General features: G+C 47.4%; 15 protein-coding genes and 1 riboswitch. Of the genes, 9 read left to right on the top strand and 6 right to left on the bottom strand.

From position 1 onward, the window contains the following. Positions 1 to 58: 58 nt before the first annotated feature. The 3 genes from HF638_RS27490 to HF638_RS27480 all read right to left on the bottom strand — a co-directional run bounded on the left by HF638_RS27490 (position 59) and on the right by HF638_RS27480 (position 3,768). A complete protein-coding gene (locus tag HF638_RS27490; RefSeq protein ID WP_169483074.1) occupies positions 59 to 529 on the bottom strand; it encodes a C40 family peptidase in 471 nt (156 codons plus the stop codon). 3 nt (positions 530 to 532) lie between these two features. Beyond that, positions 533 to 670, bottom strand: a riboswitch (cyclic di-AMP (ydaO/yuaA leader). A 253-nt stretch (positions 671 to 923) separates the two neighbouring features. Continuing rightward, positions 924 to 1,766, bottom strand: coding sequence for a hypothetical protein (locus HF638_RS27485; protein WP_169483073.1), 843 nt, complete (start codon positions 1,764 to 1,766; stop codon positions 924 to 926). 10 nt (positions 1,767 to 1,776) lie between these two features. Continuing rightward, on the bottom strand, positions 1,777 to 3,768 hold the full coding sequence (locus HF638_RS27480) for a M1 family metallopeptidase (RefSeq protein WP_169483072.1): 1,992 nt from the start codon (positions 3,766 to 3,768) through the stop codon (positions 1,777 to 1,779). Between the two features lie 101 nt (positions 3,769 to 3,869). Here HF638_RS27480 and HF638_RS27475 point away from each other — a divergent pair, with 101 nt between their 5' ends. Continuing rightward, positions 3,870 to 4,373 carry a YwhD family protein gene (locus tag HF638_RS27475; RefSeq protein ID WP_017691308.1) on the top strand — a complete coding sequence of 168 codons (504 nt, stop codon included), beginning with the start codon at positions 3,870 to 3,872 and terminating at the stop codon, positions 4,371 to 4,373. Positions 4,374 to 4,570: 197 nt separating this feature from the next. Here the strand turns inward: HF638_RS27475 and HF638_RS27470 are convergent, their stop codons facing one another. Continuing rightward, a complete protein-coding gene (locus tag HF638_RS27470; protein WP_169483071.1) occupies positions 4,571 to 6,649 on the bottom strand; it encodes a transglycosylase domain-containing protein in 2,079 nt (692 codons plus the stop codon). A gap of 413 nt (positions 6,650 to 7,062) precedes the next feature. Between HF638_RS27470 and speE the strand changes: the two genes are divergently transcribed. Next, positions 7,063 to 7,890: a polyamine aminopropyltransferase gene (gene speE / locus HF638_RS27465; RefSeq protein ID WP_017691306.1), complete on the top strand. Its 828-nt coding sequence runs from the start codon at positions 7,063 to 7,065 to the stop codon at positions 7,888 to 7,890. A gap of 14 nt (positions 7,891 to 7,904) precedes the next feature. Beyond that, positions 7,905 to 8,774, top strand: a complete 870-nt coding sequence (speB, locus tag HF638_RS27460) for an agmatinase (RefSeq protein ID WP_169483070.1) — start codon at positions 7,905 to 7,907, stop codon at positions 8,772 to 8,774. Positions 8,775 to 9,199: 425 nt separating this feature from the next. On the opposite strand, the gene HF638_RS28840 is transcribed toward speB, so the two are convergent. Beyond that, on the bottom strand, positions 9,200 to 9,331 hold the full coding sequence (locus HF638_RS28840) for a hypothetical protein (RefSeq protein WP_282435682.1): 132 nt from the start codon (positions 9,329 to 9,331) through the stop codon (positions 9,200 to 9,202). Between the two features lie 623 nt (positions 9,332 to 9,954). On the opposite strand from HF638_RS28840, the gene HF638_RS27455 reads away from it, so the two are divergent. The 5 genes from HF638_RS27455 to argS all read left to right on the top strand — a co-directional run bounded on the left by HF638_RS27455 (position 9,955) and on the right by argS (position 15,479). After that, positions 9,955 to 11,142, top strand: a complete 1,188-nt coding sequence (locus HF638_RS27455; protein WP_169483069.1) for a WD40/YVTN/BNR-like repeat-containing protein — start codon at positions 9,955 to 9,957, stop codon at positions 11,140 to 11,142. A gap of 218 nt (positions 11,143 to 11,360) precedes the next feature. Further along, positions 11,361 to 12,842, top strand: a complete 1,482-nt coding sequence (locus HF638_RS27450) for an alpha-N-arabinofuranosidase (RefSeq protein ID WP_169483068.1) — start codon at positions 11,361 to 11,363, stop codon at positions 12,840 to 12,842. A gap of 3 nt (positions 12,843 to 12,845) precedes the next feature. After that, positions 12,846 to 13,112, top strand: a complete 267-nt coding sequence (locus HF638_RS27445) for a DUF6171 family protein (protein WP_169483067.1) — start codon at positions 12,846 to 12,848, stop codon at positions 13,110 to 13,112. Between the two features lie 265 nt (positions 13,113 to 13,377). Continuing rightward, positions 13,378 to 13,803 (top strand): YwiB family protein, encoded by a 426-nt coding sequence (locus tag HF638_RS27440; protein WP_017691299.1) that lies wholly within the window; start codon positions 13,378 to 13,380, stop codon positions 13,801 to 13,803. Continuing rightward, positions 13,800 to 15,479, top strand: a complete 1,680-nt coding sequence (gene argS, locus HF638_RS27435; protein WP_169483066.1) for an arginine--tRNA ligase — start codon at positions 13,800 to 13,802, stop codon at positions 15,477 to 15,479. Before HF638_RS27440 ends, argS begins: the two co-directional genes overlap by 4 nt. Positions 15,480 to 15,763: 284 nt before the next feature. Here the strand turns inward: argS and HF638_RS27430 are convergent, their stop codons facing one another. Further along, entirely contained in the window at positions 15,764 to 16,918 is a 1,155-nt protein-coding gene (locus tag HF638_RS27430) for a S8 family peptidase (protein WP_169483065.1), read from the bottom strand. A gap of 462 nt (positions 16,919 to 17,380) precedes the next feature. On the opposite strand from HF638_RS27430, the gene rpoE reads away from it, so the two are divergent. Continuing rightward, the gene (gene rpoE / locus HF638_RS27425; protein ID WP_169483064.1) at positions 17,381 to 17,953 is read left to right on the top strand and encodes a DNA-directed RNA polymerase subunit delta; all 573 of its coding nucleotides are present in this window, start codon (positions 17,381 to 17,383) and stop codon (positions 17,951 to 17,953) included. Positions 17,954 to 18,281 lie beyond the last annotated feature (328 nt).

Genomic DNA, 18,281 nt, shown 5'->3' with positions numbered 1-18,281 from the left:
CTTCTTGCTTCGTTCCAGTATGGTTAATGGTTACAGCATCATGTTGCTCAGCTTGTCCCTAGTCAAGGGCCAGTGATTCATATGCGTCCGTGCTCATAATCCGTTTAGCGCCAACATAACGATTGGCCCAATAGTTTTCACTCAATGCACTGATCGTAACACCTTTGGAAGAAGAGGAGTGTGCGAACTTTCCATCCCCTACAAAGATTCCTACATGAGATACGCCTTTACCTGTTGTATTGAAGAATACCAGATCGCCAGCTCTCATCTCCATGCGGGATACGGAATCACCCATGTCGAATTGGGAACTGGATTGGCGTGCCAAATCAATACCCAACTTGTCGAATACATACCGTGTAAATCCGGAGCAGTCAAAGCCGTTAAGCGTTGTTCCCCCACTTTTGTATGTAGTTCCCATTGCTGAATCAATTACTTTGTCCATCTTTGAATCTGCGAATGCGCTGCCTGCACCAAGCGATAATGCGAATGTGAGGCTAAGTACAGCTGCGGTTAATTTCTTCTTGAACAAGAGATATACCCCTTCCAACGCCTGCGAGGTTAGCTTAAGGATTCGGTTGAAGGTCCCCTATGATCCCTCTGTAGCAAGATCAATTCACCCATAACTGGTTCCCCCGCTTCCCAGGTGCCAGGAATTTGGCTATGCTAGTTATGCACCTGCGAAATCAAGAAATGACGATTTAATTTTAAGTAGTTACAAATATGAATGTAAAGATTACAAAGTTGTTACTAAAAACTCACTGCGATTATTGTAACAGAGGAGTACCGGTTTGGCAACGTTTAACAACAAAATTAGCAAAAAAACCTCGACCTTTGACGGGGAAAGGTTGAGGTTTGCCTATTTATAAGTACATATTAGGCCATAAGTTTAACATGTGATGGTAACAATTTTTAAACTATCTGCTCTAACCTTTGGATGTTTTGGACTGCCATAATCGGAAATGGGCGCATATTTTCCACAGGCTCAATAGACATCTGGCAAGTGGATACGTCTGTTGTAGTATAAGTCCGGTAAGTCCCGTTAGTAACCATGAGGCTGAAGTGAACGCTCCGAAGACAAGTAAGTGAACTCCGCCCAGTATCAGTGCAATGCCAATCACGGGGATGAGATGGCGCATTGTAATCCAGAGCGCTTTGAGTGTGCCGTGAGCGCCACCTTCCCCTTCCGGTGCGGAAACACCAAACTGCATGTAGAGCAGGGTATGGTGGATAATCCAACCATATACGATCCAGGCGGCAACATAGGGTATGCCTGGCAAGAGTAATTGAAGGGAATGAAATCCATCCATTAGAATCGAATACAGCTTGGGCACGAGCCAGTAGCCGGGCAAAAGCATCAATAATGTACGAATGGTATGGAGCAGCAGCATCGGTTTCCATAGATTTTTAATCCCGCGGACGAATGGAATTCGCTCTTCTGTACTATTATAGTGCTGAAGCGAATAGAGGAGTCCTGCCTGAATGAGGGGGCTAATCAACATGCGAAGTAGCAGCATGGCCCCCAGAATCCACACATAACGATGAACCTCCGGATGGGTAGACAGGTTCAGTTGGCTTTCCATTTTGAACAAAAGCGTACTCAGCTCCCCGGCATCGGGATCCGGATAACGCAGGAGTAGTGGGACGACAGCCGATTGTATCATTCGATAGAGGAAATATCCCCATATAAGTTGATATAGAAATAAGAGCGCTGCAATGAACATATGCTGACGGACGAGAAACCAGCCTTCACGTATTTTCGCTTTCACCGTTTCCACCTCACCATGACAGACTTCCGAATATGGCTTCTATTAGTTTGGTTACGCTCATGCTCCAGCGGGACTTCGCCCGCTCATCCAGTCCGGCTTTCAGGAAATTGTTCATATGGCGGTTCTCCAGCACGATCGTGTACAGGGGATCGGTCATGGCCCAGGACACAGGGGATGTGTGAGTTAATTTGTAGGTGATGCGATCTTCTTTGCCATCCCATTGCTTGGTGAGGATATGTCCGTCTTCAAAAGCAATTCGAACAGGAACGGCGTTGTAATCACTACCTTTTTTCGCAATCGTTACGGATGACTCGTACAATGTTTGGCCGTCTTTCTGTACGGGTGTAACATGAATCTTCTCTACAGCAAAGTCAGCCATTCCGTTACCATAGACATATTGGTCAAAATAATCAGACCAGGAAGTACGGGTCACTTGTTCCACAACTTTTTGAAAATCAGCCGAAGTGGGATGTTTGAAGCGGTACTTTTTCACATAGGTAGAGAGAATGTGCTCCATCTTTTTTGTGCCGACTTGATGTTCGATACCGAGCAATACAAGCTTGCCACGTGTGTAGACATTGGCTGCATACTCATTCTGGGTATCGAACTTCCAGGATTCTTGTGTTAAAGATGAAGGAGACGTAATCAGTCCCGATTGTACTGGCAGGTTCGGGATCAGTCCGTATTCCTGCTCCATCAGTTTGTCTTCTGCATAAGAGGTGAATCCTTCATCCAGCCAAGCTTCCTCAAATTCGTTGCTGGCAACCATGCCGTAGAAGTATTGATGTCCAATCTCGTGGACTACGGTTCGTTCCAGGTCATAACCTGGCGTGGTATCATCGGCTCCAAAGGCTGTGATTAGCGTGGGATATTCCATGCCTCCGGCACCGTTCCCCGTTTTGGGTGGAACAACGATGGATAAAGTGGCGTAAGGATATGGACCAAACCATTTGCTATAATTGGCTAGAGCGGCCTTCGCGGCGTAGAAATAACGTTCTTTCAGATCCTGATGAGCAGGGTCCAGATATAACTTGATTCGTACACCAGGAACGTTGGGTGCAGAGAACGGCTCCTCGGCGTACACAAAATCGGGTGAGGCTGCCCAGGCGAAGTCATGCACATCATCAGCATAGAATTGATAGACTTTTTCTCCATTCTTCACCACGGCTTGCTGCGTCGGAAATCCGGTAGCAGCCACCTTGTATGTTTCAGGCACCCGAATACGAACACTATAAATACCGAAGTCGGCGTAAAATTCCGAATTGCCGTGGTATTGGTGCAGATTCCAGCCTTCCGTTGTTCGTCCGCGCCTACCCACAGGTTCATAGGCACTTAGTTTGGGAAACCATTGACCTGCCATGACAAAATCATCAGCAGTTCCCATCCGGGCAAAAATCTTGGGCAGATTCACTTCGAATCGGGTGTGGAGTGTGATGCTTTCCCCGCCTTTGACGGGTTTGGGCAAACGTACTTTAATGAGGGTGGTGTCCTTGATATTTCCGTCATCTGGCTGCACATACTGCATCCGGTGCAGCAGAGAGAGCCCGTCCTCCGTTTTCATTTCGGTAATGTTCATGGAGCCGTAGCCATTGGTAGGCATGACATCACCCCGAAGCTTTCCGCCGGATTCCTTCATAAAGGTGGTGTCAGCAGAAGAGAAGGCATTAGGGTACATATGAAAATAAAGCTCATTGACGGTTTTTTTGCCTGGATGTGTCCATGTAATCGTCTGAGTTCCTTCTAATACGTTCCCTTCTGCCAGTTTTACATCCATGTGATATTCCACAATACGGTTGCTGTACACTTCGGCGGTAGGGGTCTGTACACTTTCTGGAGGTGCTGGTGTTGGAGCTATTGCCTTGGGCTTGCCCGATTCCGGGGCGAGTACTGGCAATTCGGAATGAGTTGAGCGAGTGTAACCCAGAGTGATCCATATCCCTCCGGCCAGCACACACAGGGCCAGGGATGCGGTGAGCCAGCTCTTGGCGCGTCGTGGAATCATCGTTAAATACCTCCCGTTGACAAGCATCTACAGCATGTATATGTTTGCAATGGGCCAATTATTAGTTAAAATATTTGTATCAACCCTTGGAGGCTATAAACATGGACCAAAACGAGCAAAACGGCAAAAAACAGATTGCCTTGAATATCGTTAGTGCAAAAAGCAAGCATAAAGGCTTCGGTGCGGGCTCCATTGAACTGAATAACCTTTCCCCGGTCATTATTGATAATGGCGAAGCCAAAATCGATATCGGTGCGATGCATGCGAAGAGTAAAGTGGAACGCAATATCAAGTTCTCAACGAATCGTGAGGATGTGCCCAATGGACGCCAGGTATGGCTGGTGTGGGTAGCTGTCGATCGCACGGAGGAAGGCCAACTGTATGGTGGAGCAACGGCATGTGAGATGTGGATTGATACAGAAGCGAGACGTGGATGGAAACTGCTGGCGGAACATGTGAATCGCATGGATTATGCCTTGAAGCGTCGCTTCATGCTGGATGAGCTTGGACCCGAAGCTCGAGCTGCACTTAAGACACTGTTGATCTCACACAACGAAGATTGGTGGAATGCTTCTCCGGATGTATTGAAGGAAGCACTTGCCTAAGGTAGATCATTCAACACAGTTAAAAGAAAAAAAGCAAAAGGCCCTTTAACCGGGAAATTCGGTTGGGGCCTTTTTGCTTGTACATTAACAATATTCATCCACCTGAATAATTATGAGTTTTCATCCGAAGTGAATTTCCAAATGATCAAAATAATCAGAAGTCAAAGGTGGCGTAACTAAGTCATCGCGTATTTGCGTCATTCTACCCACCAACGTTTGAAATCTCCCCACCAGGAATGTTTCTCTTCCTGTATGCCTTGTTGATTCTGTACATGACGGGTCTTCTCATCTTCTCCAGAGTCCGAATCATCCGCCGTACCATGACATACCTCTGTTGGTTCAGTGCCATCAATAAAAACTTCCAGCCTTTTCTCTTCACAACCGTTGCCTGCCAGCTTGCCGGATTCCGGGTCGATATAGACACTTACAACATGATCAGGCACGGTAAAGATTTTGGGTGGTACGCTCGCAAGGGCCTGCTCTGTAAACTGGGCAAAGATCGGCGCCGCCCGTCGGCCATCCGAAGTCGAGATGGCTTTGCCTTGATCGTAACCAACCCATACAGCGGTGGAGAGCTCCGGTGTGAATCCGACCAGCCAAGCATCCGTATTGGTCGTTCCTGTCTTTCCGGCTACTGGACGTTTGATCGCGGCAGACACCCGGTTACCCGTTCCCCCATTTTCGAAGACACTTTCCATTAAACGAGTCAGTACATAAGCTGCCGCAGGTTCCACCACGGTCTCTGCCTTCGTCTGGGGCGATTCATAGAGCACACGTCCTGCGGCATCCGTCACTTGCAGGATGGCTACAGGTGGCGTCCGTTGTCCACTAGCCGCGATGACAGAAAAGGCCGACGCCATCTCTAGCGGACTGACAGGTGAGGTTCCCAGTGCAAGAGAGGGCACGGCGCTCAGGTTGCTTGTAATGCCAAGGCTTTTCGCCATACTCACAACTTGCTCAGGACCAATCTGCATAATGGTGTTCACCGCATAGATATTGTCTGAAGCGGCGATCGCCTGTCTTAGATCAATCTCACCCAGATACTTGTCTCCAAAGTTGCCGGGTTTATAGGTTTTGCGGTCGTTGTCATAATGAAACAGGGTAGGTTCACTGTTAAACATGGATGCACTGGTGAGTTGCTTGGATTCCAGGGCTGCCAGATACATAATCGGTTTAAACGCCGAACCTGGCTGGCGTGTGGTCGCCAGTACATGGTTAATCTGATTGGTGCGGTAATTCTTGCCGCCTACCATGGCTTTGATGTAGCCCGTTCGAGGGTCAATGGACACGAGGGCCGTCTCCAGCTCGCTTTTGGCATCCATACCTTTTGCTATGGCGTCTTCGGCTGCTTTTTGTACACGTAGATCCAGTGTAGTGTAGATGTTCAAACCCCCGTGATCCAGCATCGCTTCACTGATTCCCAGTTCTTTGATGGCTAGACTCCGAATATAGTCACGGAAAAACGGTGCGCTTTCCACTGTTTTACGCTCACTTTCCGGTTTGAACGAAAGCATTTTCTCATAGGCTTTATCCGCTTCGGCCTGGTTGATCTTGCCGATATCTGCCATGGCATTCAGCACAATCTTCTGTCGGTCTTTTGCATTCTTCATATGGTTATAGGGTGAATAGTAGGTGGGCCCTTTCGGGATTCCTGCCAGCATGGCGCTCTCTGCGAGATCCAGCTGTTTGGCTGATTTGCCAAAATACATCCGCGAAGCCGCTTCGATTCCGTACGCTCCATGCCCATAATAGATTTCATTCAGATACATCTGCAAAATTTCATCCTTACTGTATTTCATCTCCAATTGCGCCGTGTACATGGCTTCCTTGGCTTTACGAGTCCATGTTTTCTCATGAGATAGATACAGGTTACGCGCCAGTTGTTGAGTCAAGGTACTCGCACCCTGCGACATCTGCATATGTTCGAGGTTAACGAGCACAGCCCGTCCCATCCCTTGCACGTCGAACCCGTAGTGATTATAGAATTTTCGGTCTTCTACAGCCAGAGTGGCATTGACCAGATCTGGCGCGATATCCTCCAGTTGAACGGGTACAGAATCTTTGCCACCTGCGGAGAAGGTAGCGATGACTTCACCTTGACTGTCCAGCAATCTGGAATTCCGGTCCGAGTCTGCGAGAGGCAGGCTGGTTGCGTATAGATACACCAATCCCGCCGCGGTAGCAAGCATGGCGAGCACGGCGAGCAGAGACAGGTTTTTAATGAATTTTCGTACACGGAACCCGCGTTTGCGGGTCTGTTGATTTGGCTTGGTCATGGAACGGGCTCCTCTCTTTTCTTCCAGTATGGGACTTGATTGGCAGGGATATTCAATCGGGTGCATAAGCGAACAAAATGTAGCATTTTCGCAGGAAAAACCGTTTTGCAGTATAAACGTCAATCGCGTATAATGCAAAAGGGTAATGAAAAGGTAAGATTCGGCACAAGATACTAAAGCGCGTAAGGACGAACAGACGAATGGTCATTGATTCATTGATTAGTCAGACGCTCTGCACGCTCTGGTCAAATTTAATCTAGATAATGAAGTAAACCGCGGACCTTTCCCGCAGGCCAGCAATCATAACGCGATATGGCGCCGAACGCTGGACGTGCTTGGGCGAACCGATTATAGTGCATAGCGCTTGGTCGGATATGGCTGATCATTAACTTTACGGAAAGAAGGTAGAGATTATGGAATTGTGGTTTACGGAGAAACAGACCCCGGTATTCGGGATCACCGCGAAGATTAAGCAGACCTATGTTACAGAGAAAACCGATTTTCAAGATTTGGCCATGGTAGAAACCGAGGAATTCGGTAACATGTTGCTCCTTGATGGCATGGTGATGACTACCGTAAAAGACGAATTCGTATATCACGAAATGGCGGCACACCCTGCGCTGAACACTCACCCGAATCCCAAAAAAGTTCTGGTTGTCGGTGGCGGCGATGGCGGAGTCATTCGTGAAGTCATTAAGCATGCTGCTGTAGAAAAAGCAGTTCTCGTCGAAATCGACGGTAAAGTCATTGAGTACTCTAAAAAATATTTGCCTGAAATCGCCGGCAAGTTGGACGAGCCTAATGTTGAAGTGCTCGTAAACGACGGCTACATGCATATTATTGAACATAAAAATGAATACGATGTGATTATCGTAGACTCCACTGAGCCTGTAGGCCCGGCTGCGCCACTGTTTGAGCGTGGTTTCTACCAAGGTATCTACGAAGCACTCAAAGAAGACGGAATCTTCGTTGCCCAAACGGACAACCCTTGGTTCAAAGCGGATCTGATCCAGAAGGTGAACAAAGACGTCAAAGAAATCTTCCCGATCGTACATGTGTACGGCTGTAATATTCCAACATATCCAAGTGGTTTGTGGACATTCACCATGGGTAGCAAGAAACATGACCCGCTCGAAGTGGATGAGACTCAAATCCCGGAGATGGATACCAAGTATTACTCTCCGCGTCTGCACAAAGCAGCATTTGTACTTCCTAAATTCGTGGAAGATTTAACGAAATAAAGGGGAAATCATTAATGAAACTGGATCAAGCTTATTCAGGAAACGTATTTATTTGTAGTTCTGAGGATTATGAGAACTCGAAAGCAGTTATCTATGGAATGCCGATGGATTATACCGTCAGCTTCCGTCCGGGTTCCCGTTTTGGCCCATCTCATATCCGTCAAGCATCGGTTGGACTTGAAGAGTACAGCCCGTACCTCGACAAAAGCATTGTAGACATGACGTACTTTGACGCTGGAGACTTGCTCTTGCCTTTCGGTAACGCGGGACGCAGCCTTGAAGTAATTCATGAATACATTGGTAGCCTATTGGCTGACGACAAATTCCCAGTTGGTCTCGGTGGCGAGCATCTGGTTACTTGGCCGGTCATCCAACAAATGTACAAGAAATACCCGGATCTTATCTTGATTCATATTGATGCACACGCAGATCTTCGTGAAAACTATGAAGGCGAGCCACTGTCACATTCCACACCAGTACGTAAAGCAGCTGAGTTGATGGGTGGCAAAAACATCTATCAGTTCGGTATTCGTTCTGGCTCCCGTGAGGAGTTCCAGTATGGTCGCGAGAACATTAACTTCTATCCATTTGAAGTGGCAGCTCCGATGAAGGAAGCTCTTCCGAAGATGGGCAATCGTCCGGTATACGTAACCATCGACATCGATGTACTTGATCCGTCAGCAGCACCAGGAACAGGTACAGCAGAAGCGGGCGGTATTACGTCCAAGGAATTGCTGGAAGCCATTCATATGATCGCTGGATCTGATGTAAATGTAGTTGGTTGTGATCTGGTTGAAGTTGCACCAATCTATGATTCAACACAACAGACACAGATTGTAGCTGCGAAGCTGATCCGTGAAATGCTGCTTGGATTCGTGAAATAATCACAGAATAATCGATAAGCAAGTATAATGCTCTCTGTCTGCGCGGGTTCAAATCTGCGTAGGGGAGGGCATTTTTTTATTGTTAACGTTTATCTGCGTGTCCTCAACTATTCGAGCTTAAGGAACGGACGGGATGTTAGAGCTGAGACTATTCTGCCAAGACAAAAGTTAAATTAAGTTAACTTAACTTAATTTAACTTTTGTCCAGAGCTGTGCTATACTGACTACATAAGTATTCAGTAGTATATTAATTGATATATTACAATCGTGAAGTATATGGTGATCGGGTTCAACCATATACTAAAAAAAGAGCCTTCACCGCGTCAACGGTAAAGACTCTTAGGACCCGAAAGGCTGTGGACTGCCACGGCGTGCATGAATTAAATACTGTTATTCAAGCGAAACCCACCGTCAGGCCTTCAACCTTATGAGGTGGGTTTTCGCTTGTTACGAAACTTTTTGCGCAACCAACGGTAAAGCTTTCGGATACTCAGCACTAGACTGAGGATCGCAGCAATCCATCGGATTACATCAAGCAACGCCACAAGTTTGACCATCGACGTCACCCCCTTTCGGGAAGCTGCGCCGTGATCTGGAAAACATCCACCGTTATTCAAAAGTCCATAAAACTGATTATAGCACGTCTGTTCTTATACCACTACCAATTGTTGTATATGTTAGTACCGAAATCGTCATGCAGACTATGCTTTGGGATGACTCTATCTTAATATTTATGTATAATATGGTATGGAAATAGAGGAAGGTGAACGTGTATGCATGCGATTCGGGCTCAATTGAATATGTATCCCAAGTGGCTAACTGCAGTTTTTATAGTGTTTGTCATCAATTTTGTATTAGCAGTGACGATATTTCTCAACTTAACGTTGATAATAGCTAATATGGCGATGCTTTTTGCTGCATATAGTATTCGGGAATATAAATACAACAAAATATATTTTAGTTTATGCCTTTTCTTAAGTATCAGTTTTGTTATCATTGGTATCAGGACATTTCCCATTTAACTTAGAGTACACAACGTTTAGTAATCAACCACCCTTGCCTACATGATACCAATCATGGGTAAAGGTGGTTTTTTTCTTGCGAAATTGTCATCGGGGTTCATCGGATTGTTACGTTAAAAGCATTCAATTTGGGTAAAACCATAGAAGGAGGTGTTACGATGACAACCAAGAGAACGATGACATGGAAACGGATTGGTGCGCTGGCATTATCGTTAACGCTGGCTTGGGGGATGGGACCGGTACATACGCTATCAGGCGCTAACGCTGCATCCTCAAAGGCATGTGGAAAGGGAGACCATGGACTATCTGCTACATTGAAAAAGGGTAGTGGTGTGGAAGAGCAACACCTGCAATTTACTGATATTGATTTTCTTAATGATACAACTGGACGAGCCGGGGGTGAGGGGTTTCTAATCGGTACCTCGAACGCAGGCTGTACATGGCAGTCCATATATACCGGGCAGTGGCAATTCACACAGCTTGATTTTCCAAATAATGTGAACGGTTATGCGCTGGCGCGAGTGAAGGATTCACCTGCAACCTATCTGATCCGTACCAATGACGGGGGATCTCACTGGACGCGGCTCGATACACCGGGTATTCAATTCAAACGCATTGATTTCCGCAATAAAGATGTAGGTTATGGTTATACCTATAATGGTGCATATCAGACGAAGGATGGTGGCGTAACCTGGAGCAAAATGAATACGCCTGTCAACACGCGTGCAGCTACCTTCGCGACAGAGAAGCAAGGGTATGCTGTCGTGGTTGTACCCGGATTGGGATATCAATTAAAGCAAACGAGTGATGGTGGAAAGAACTGGACCACTTCTCTCCGGGTTACATCGGATACATGGAGCGGAGCGGATCTGTATGCACATGGTCAGCAAGTATGGGCCCTTCTGTATGGTGATGCAGGCATGTCCCAACAATCCTACTCCCTCTATGCGAGCGGTAACCAAGGGAAGGATTGGACACAAGTATTTGCGCAATCCACAGCAGGGGGAGGGCCTGCACCGGGTGCGAACAGTACGGCTAAAGGAACTGGACCTGCCAATCCTGGCGGTCATCCAGGCAACATGGCGCTGATCGGTAATCAGACGGCTTATCTGTCCGCAGGGTCGCCTGCAGCTGGTAAAGTGGGGATTGGGCGTTCATATGATACAGGTTCCACGTGGAAAAACGTTGACCTGAAAGATCCGGGATATAGTTCCCGTATCTCGTTCCCATCTGCGAAGACAGGCTGGCTGGTAGTGACAAGTGATAACTCACCTGCGATTTATCAGACTACAGATGGTGGAACGACCTGGACACAAAAAATCTTGTTACCTTCAGAGCAGGATTAAATAGCCTGTTATTCTGAAATAACAACCAGGCAAATCCAAATTAGAAATGAATGAAAATCAATTTGGTATGTCTCTGCATGAATTTCTATAACAAACAAGTCTCTTCCTGATCAATTACACAGGAAGAGGCTTGTTTGCGTAGAAATAAAAACGGTTGAAACCTACTCCGAAACGAGTTATTGTAAGCGATAACAATACATTTTATGGAGGTTGAAATCATGGTCTATGTTATTTTAAAGGCGGATTCAGATCAAGGATTAATAAACCGCAACATATATGGTCACTTTTCTGAACACTTGGGGCGTTGTATATATGAGGGGTTGTGGGTAGGAGAGGATTCACCTATTCCGAATACGGATGGCATTCGAAATGATGTGTTAACGGCCTTGCAGAAGCTTAATATTCCAGTGCTTCGCTGGCCAGGCGGTTGTTTTGCCGATGAGTATCACTGGAAAGATGGTGTAGGTCCGAAGAGTGAGCGTGCTCGTATGATCAATACACACTGGGGCGGTGTGGAAGAGAACAACCACTTTGGTACGCATGAATTCTTGAGATTATGTGAGTTGCTCGGAACTGAGCCATATATCAGTGGCAATCTGGGTAGTGGTACAGTGCAGGAGATGCAGGAATGGGTAGAGTACATCACGTTTGATGGCGAATCCCCGATGGCGAACTGGCGGAAAACTAACGGCCGGGAAGAACCGTGGAAACTGAAATATTTTGGCGTAGGAAATGAGAACTGGGGATGCGGCGGCAATATGCGTCCTGAATATTATGCGGATGAATATCGCCGATATGCTACATACGTACGTAACTATTCCGGTAACGAGATTTATAAAATCGCTTGTGGTCCCAACGAAGGCAACTATGAATGGATGGAAGTGTTGATGCGGGAGGCTGCTCGCTTTATGGACGGAATCAGTCTTCATTATTACACTATCCCTACAGGAGAGTGGAATGATAAAGGTGCAGCTACAGGATTCGGCGAGGCTGAGTGGTTCACCACTTTGAAGAAGACGCTACATATGGAAGAGTTGCTGGTGAAGCACTCTGAGATCATGGATAAATATGATCCGGAAGGTAGAGTCGGCATTATTGTGGACGAATGGGGCACATGGTATAACGTTGAGCCGGGAACTAATCCTGGGTTCCTATATCAACAGAATACGATGCGGGATGCTGTGCTTGCAGGCGTTAACCTGAATATTTTCAACCAACATAATAAACGGGTACAGATGGCAAATCTTGCGCAGATCGTCAATGTGCTTCAATCGCTTGTGCTCACGGAAGGGGACAAAATGCTCCTGACCCCTACGTATCATGTGTTTGATATGTATCAGGTTCATATGGATGCGCAGCGATTGGACTTGAATTATGAAAGCCCAGCATACACATTCGGAGAAGAGACCATTCCGCAGCTCAGCTTATCAGCTTCCCGCAACAAGGATGGGGTCATTCATTTGACGGCTTGCAATCTGAGTCACACGGATGAGTTGGAAGTCGTATGTCAGCTGGACGCAGCTCAAGCGGCTAAAGTAACCGGGCAGATTCTGCACCATACTGATTTTGGTGCATTCAATACCTTTGAACAGCCGAATCATGTTCAGCCTGTGGCGTGGGATGGAATCACACTGGAGAATAACACCTTGCGTTTTGTCCTTGCTCCAGCATCAGTTGGGGTCATCGCTGTAGAGGGTTAATGAATGAAGAGGCAGGAACCTTGCAAGGGCTGCGATGATAAGTATGATGTGAAGATTAGTGATGCCAAAATGGCCAGACTTATTGAGATTGCCTCACGCTCACGTTCGACGGTACAGGATGAGGAATATGAGCGTAGACTATCCATCTGCTCTGCCTGTCCGGGATTGCAATATGGCACAACCTGTCGGCATTGTGGTTGTCTCGTACAGGTGCGAGCGAAGCTGAGCGAGTCGACATGTCCTTTTCCTTATGAATCGCAATGGGCCTGATCGGTTGAACGAATTTCATTATAATGAAGCAAAAGGGAGTTGCACTTTACAGGTGTGGCGCTTCTTTTTTGGCTTGATAAGGAAAAAACTCTGAATTTGGATTTGAATTGAGCGAGGGAACTGGATATAGTTATACAGTAGAGTGTAGGATAGCGAGCTATCCGGGAATATGAGCGCGTATAGCGACACAACAATACGGGAAGGGCTGTTCTCACCAGCCGTGCCTGATTTTGCGTCGCCTCGAATATAATGGAGGTTAACATTCATGTCGAACATGCGACCGGTACACATCCGGCTGCACAGCCGTTATGAAGGTGAAGATGTGCTGCAGGAAATGCAGGGTGAAGCTGTGTTGAAAGGGTCTGTTCTTTATGTTCGTTATGAAGAACCACAGGTTGGACCTGAGGGAGGTACAACCCGTACCACATTGAAGCTGGGCGGACAATCCATCAAGATTATACGTCACGGTGAGGTTGAATCGGAGCAGACCTTTGAATTGAATCGGAAGCTTCCTGGTTTCTACCGATCGCCATACATGTCGTTTGCCCTGTCCACGCATACACAGAAGCTGGAACTTTCCATTCAGGGATTGAGCGCACGTGCAGCGTGGAGCTACGACTTTTACCGCTTTGATGAAGAATCCGGACATTTCGCGATTAGTTTGCATATACAGGAGGAACCAATTTCATGACACGTAATCCACTAGATACGATTAACGAACGGGTAAGCACGGCCATAAGTAACGCCATTGTGGCTGCCGGAATTGTTACGCAGGACGAATTGCCAGCCATCACATTGGAAGTGCCGCGTGAGAAGACACACGGGGACTTGGCGACCAATGCTGCCATGCAGCTGACCAAGATTGCCAAGCGCAATCCGCGTCAGATTGCTGAAGAGATCATTGCCAATCTGAATCTGGCTGAAGCAGGAATCGAGAAGGCTGAAATTGCTGGTCCAGGATTCATTAACTTCAAGTTGGACAAGAGCTACCTTTACCCAGTACTTGGGCTTGTGCAGGAGCAGGGTAATGATTACGGAAGAATTAACATCGGAGAAGGACGCAAAGTCGAGATGGAGTTCGTCAGTGCCAACCCGACAGGCAGTTTGCATCTGGGTCATGCCCGTGGAGCAGCTGTAGGTGATGCACTATGTAACATCCTTGACTACGCAGGATATGATGTAACCCGTGAGTACTACATTAATGATGCAGGTAATCAGGTGTTTAATCTGGCTCGTTCCATTGAAGCTCGTTATCTGCAAGAGCTGGGTCAGGATGCTGAGATGCCTGAAGATGGTTATCACGGTGAAGATATTAAAGGATTCGCCAAGCAGCTTGTTGCTGAAAAGGGTGAAGAATTGCTGTCCATGCACCCCGGTGACCGTGCGGCTTATTTCCGTGACTTTGGCCTAGAGAAAGAACTCGACAAGATCAAACGTGACTTGAATCGCTTCCGTGTTAACTTTGATATCTGGTTCAGCGAAACTTCCCTGTATGACAACGGAGAAGTGCTGCGCGTACTGGATGAATTGCGTGACCGCAATGAGATCTATGAGCAAGACGGAGCAACTTGGTTGAAAACGATGCAGTATGGCGACGACAAAGAACGTGTATTGATCAAGAACGATGGCACGTATACTTACCTGACGCCAGATATTGCTTATCACCGCGACAAATATGCACGTGGATACGACACGATGATCAACATCTGGGGTGCAGATCACCACGGATATATTCCACGGATGAAAGCCGCGATGCAAGCACTGGGCAATGACCCTGAGAAATTGGTGGTCTTGATTGCACAGATGGTGAGCTTGTTCCAGAACGGTGAAAAAGTGAAGATGTCCAAACGTACAGGTAAAGCTGTAACGATGGAAGATCTGATGGATGAAGTCGGCATTGATGCCATCCGTTACTTCTTCACAATGCGCAGCATGGACTCCCATCTGGACTTTGACATGGACCTTGCGATTTCGACATCTAATGAGAATCCGGTATTCTACGTACAATATGCGCATGCCCGTGTATGCAGCGTATATCGTCAGGCTGAAGAACAGGGTATTGAGCTGCTGCCACTGGCACAGATTGACCTGTCCAAGCTGACAACAGAGCATGAGTATGACCTTCTCCGCAAAATGGGAGAGCTGCCTGAGGAGATCTCGGCAGCGGCAACAGGATATGCACCTCATCGTATCATCCGTTATGTATACGAGCTGGCATCCCTGTTCCACAGCTACTACCGTGCAGAACGTGTTATTACGGAAGACGCGCAGCAAACTCAAGCACGTCTGGCACTGATCGGTGCTGTGCGCACCGTTATCGCCACAGCGCTTCGTCTGGTAGGCGTAACCGCTCCAGACAAAATGTAAATCCAGGCTCGCGGCACATCGCCGCTCTGCCTAAGGAAAAAAGTCTCCATGCCCACGTTGTGTCATCAACGGGGTACATGGAGACTTTTTGTTGTGTACCCAGGGCTACAGAAACCGGCCTATCCACTGGATACACAAGCCCGCCCTGCTCTGTCATCACAGCGGGCGCCAGCTAAAGGCTCTGCCGCTACGCAATGGTCTCTTTGCGCGTACGGTGCCGGGTGAACTACTGTGTTTCACCGCCAAGCTTCAATTGAGTCCTGCTGACCGCTGGCAGAGCCGGATCACTCCCCGCACTCTTGCATTAGCCGCAGGGCGTCAATCTCGCCACCGCGTACCTTGCTTTTGGCGGTGGTGGTCTTGCGAGCGCGCAGCGGGATCGTAGCACGCTTGACGAGTGCCTTGATTTCACTAGGGGATAACCCCGGATGTTTTGCGAGCAGCAAAGCGATAGCGCCACTCACATGTGACGTCGCCATGGATGTGCCGCTCATCTCGTGATGCTTGCCCTGTACCCAGGAGGAGACGATCTTATCGCCAGGAGCATACACATCCACGTATGCGCCGCGATTGCTGAAGGACGCAATACGCCTGTTTTTGTCGGTTGCCCCAACCGATATGGTCTGCGGATACCGTGCCGGATAATCAATACTGCGGCGTTTGCCGTCATTTCCTGACGAAGCAACAATGACGATTCCAGCATGGTATGCACGATTGACAACGTCAAGAAGCGCCTTGCTGCGTGTTTTCATGCCAAAGCTCATATTGATGATATCGACCTTGTTGCGCACACACCAGTCGATGCCAAGCACAATGTCGGATACATAAGCCGATCCATTGTGGTCAAATGCTTTCACCGGATAGATTAGGGAGCGTGGAGCTACACCGATCATACCTGCGGTGCTGTTGGCTGCGGCGATGGTCCCTGCAATGTGGGTACCGTGTCCATTATCATCATGGGGAAGCAGGCTGCGGTTTAACAGATTGATTCCGCGTGCCAGAGAGTAACGAAGATCGGGGTGATGGTAGTCAGCACCCGTATCAATCACACCGATTTTAATCCGGTGTCCTGTAGACACAGACCATACTTTGGGTGCCCGAATCTGCTTCACTCCCCAGGGTATGCCTTGAGCATTGCTTGGTTTGCTGTGGAGTGCGGTGGCGTGAAGTGAGATGGGCACGTCTGCTTCAATCGTAATCTCATCCCCATAGCGGTACAGATCCTCCGGGCGTTGCACTGGAGCGATAATGGAACGAGCGAGTCGCGAGGAGCGAACAGCCCCAAGGTCGGTGAATTCATTCCGCATTCGGGACAATTCCAGGAGACAGGCTTCGTACTGCTGCGGTTTGGCAAATCGGATCAAATATCGCCCTCCCTGTTCTGGTTCAGGGCGTCGCATTCCGTCAATCAATTGATGCAATAAACCAGTATAGTCCATAATGGGCAGCCCCCTTCGGGATGAACATGCTGAGGTATTCTATGAATGCGCTCATCCCGCCGCATGGGGAACTTGCCCTTTTTTTACAAAAACACATTCTCTTCGTGTCAAAACGGGCGCAGGGACATATGATGGATGGAGAGCTAGAGGGCTCTTGCGGGGAACCTGGTGAGGAGCAATCCTTCAAGGGTATACAGTCAGAAGGCGGAGGGGACTCCGTCTTTTTTATTATGGAGTTGTCTTTTTTGCAAATGAGGATAATTCTAGGAGTTCGATGTTACTTTGCGTTGAATATATGGACATATTGTTGCTGCTATCCGCATTTGCGTCACATCCGTACATAAAAACTTGCTTTTTAACGCTAAATAGGTTTTACTTAGGTTTGTTAATGGATATGTTATACGTAACAGTCCAGTTCGTAGGGGTTAAAAAGTGAATTTTGTGTGAGAGGAAGTGTCTGCAGTGAGTACCTCGCTCAATTTGAAAATTGATAAAGAAAAGGTAAAAGAGATCCCTTTGGTGGACCTTGCCTTTATGGTGCTGAAAGCGGCTAATACGCCGTATTACTATCGTGACTTGATGAATGAGGTAGCGAAGCAGCGCGGAATGACTGATGAAGAAATCAACGAGTTTATCGCCCAGCTATATACCGAGATTAATATCGATGGTCGTTTTGCTTGCGTCGGTACGAGTCTGTGGGGCTTGAAGCGCTGGTATCCGGTAGCTGGAACAGAAGATTCCATGACGGGTGCGAAACGTCCGCGTATCATCAACGATGAAGACGATGATCTGGAAGATGAAGACTTCGGTGAAGAAGACAGCTATAACAGCGACGAAGACTTCGACAGCACGAATAAAGACGAAGATGAAGACGAAGAAGATGAAGACGAAGACGACATCTTTGATGAAGAAGACAGCGAAGAAGACGAAGAAGTGCTGGTCGAAGATGATGATCTGGAAGATGAAGACCTCGAAGAAGACGAAGAAGAGTCCGAAAACGAGGATGAATTTGACGACGATTCTGATAATCGGTAGTCATTTTTGACGTCTATAATTTACCCGTTTCCCCGGAATAGTCAGCCTTGACAGCAGACGGGGTAACGGGTAAACTATTGCATGGGCTTATGAATGAGCGATAATATATTTATGTTTTTTATAGAAGGTGCCCCGTCCTGCGGGAGTACTTTTTTTTGTATTTTTAGAGGCATAATTTTGCAAAATGTTTTCATTTCCGCATGCTCCCGGCCAACATTTCGTGGCCCGTTTTTGTATATCAAAAACACCAAATGAAATGAAGGCTACCGAAATGTTTGCACCATATTTTGCTGTAGAACAACGTGTATTTAAACCGTCTTCGCAGAAA

The sequence above is a fragment of the Paenibacillus sp. SZ31 genome, from assembly GCF_012912005.1.
In the GTDB taxonomy this organism is placed as follows: Bacteria; Bacillota; Bacilli; order Paenibacillales; family Paenibacillaceae; genus Paenibacillus.
This window is presented reverse-complemented; position numbering and strand designations above follow the sequence as displayed.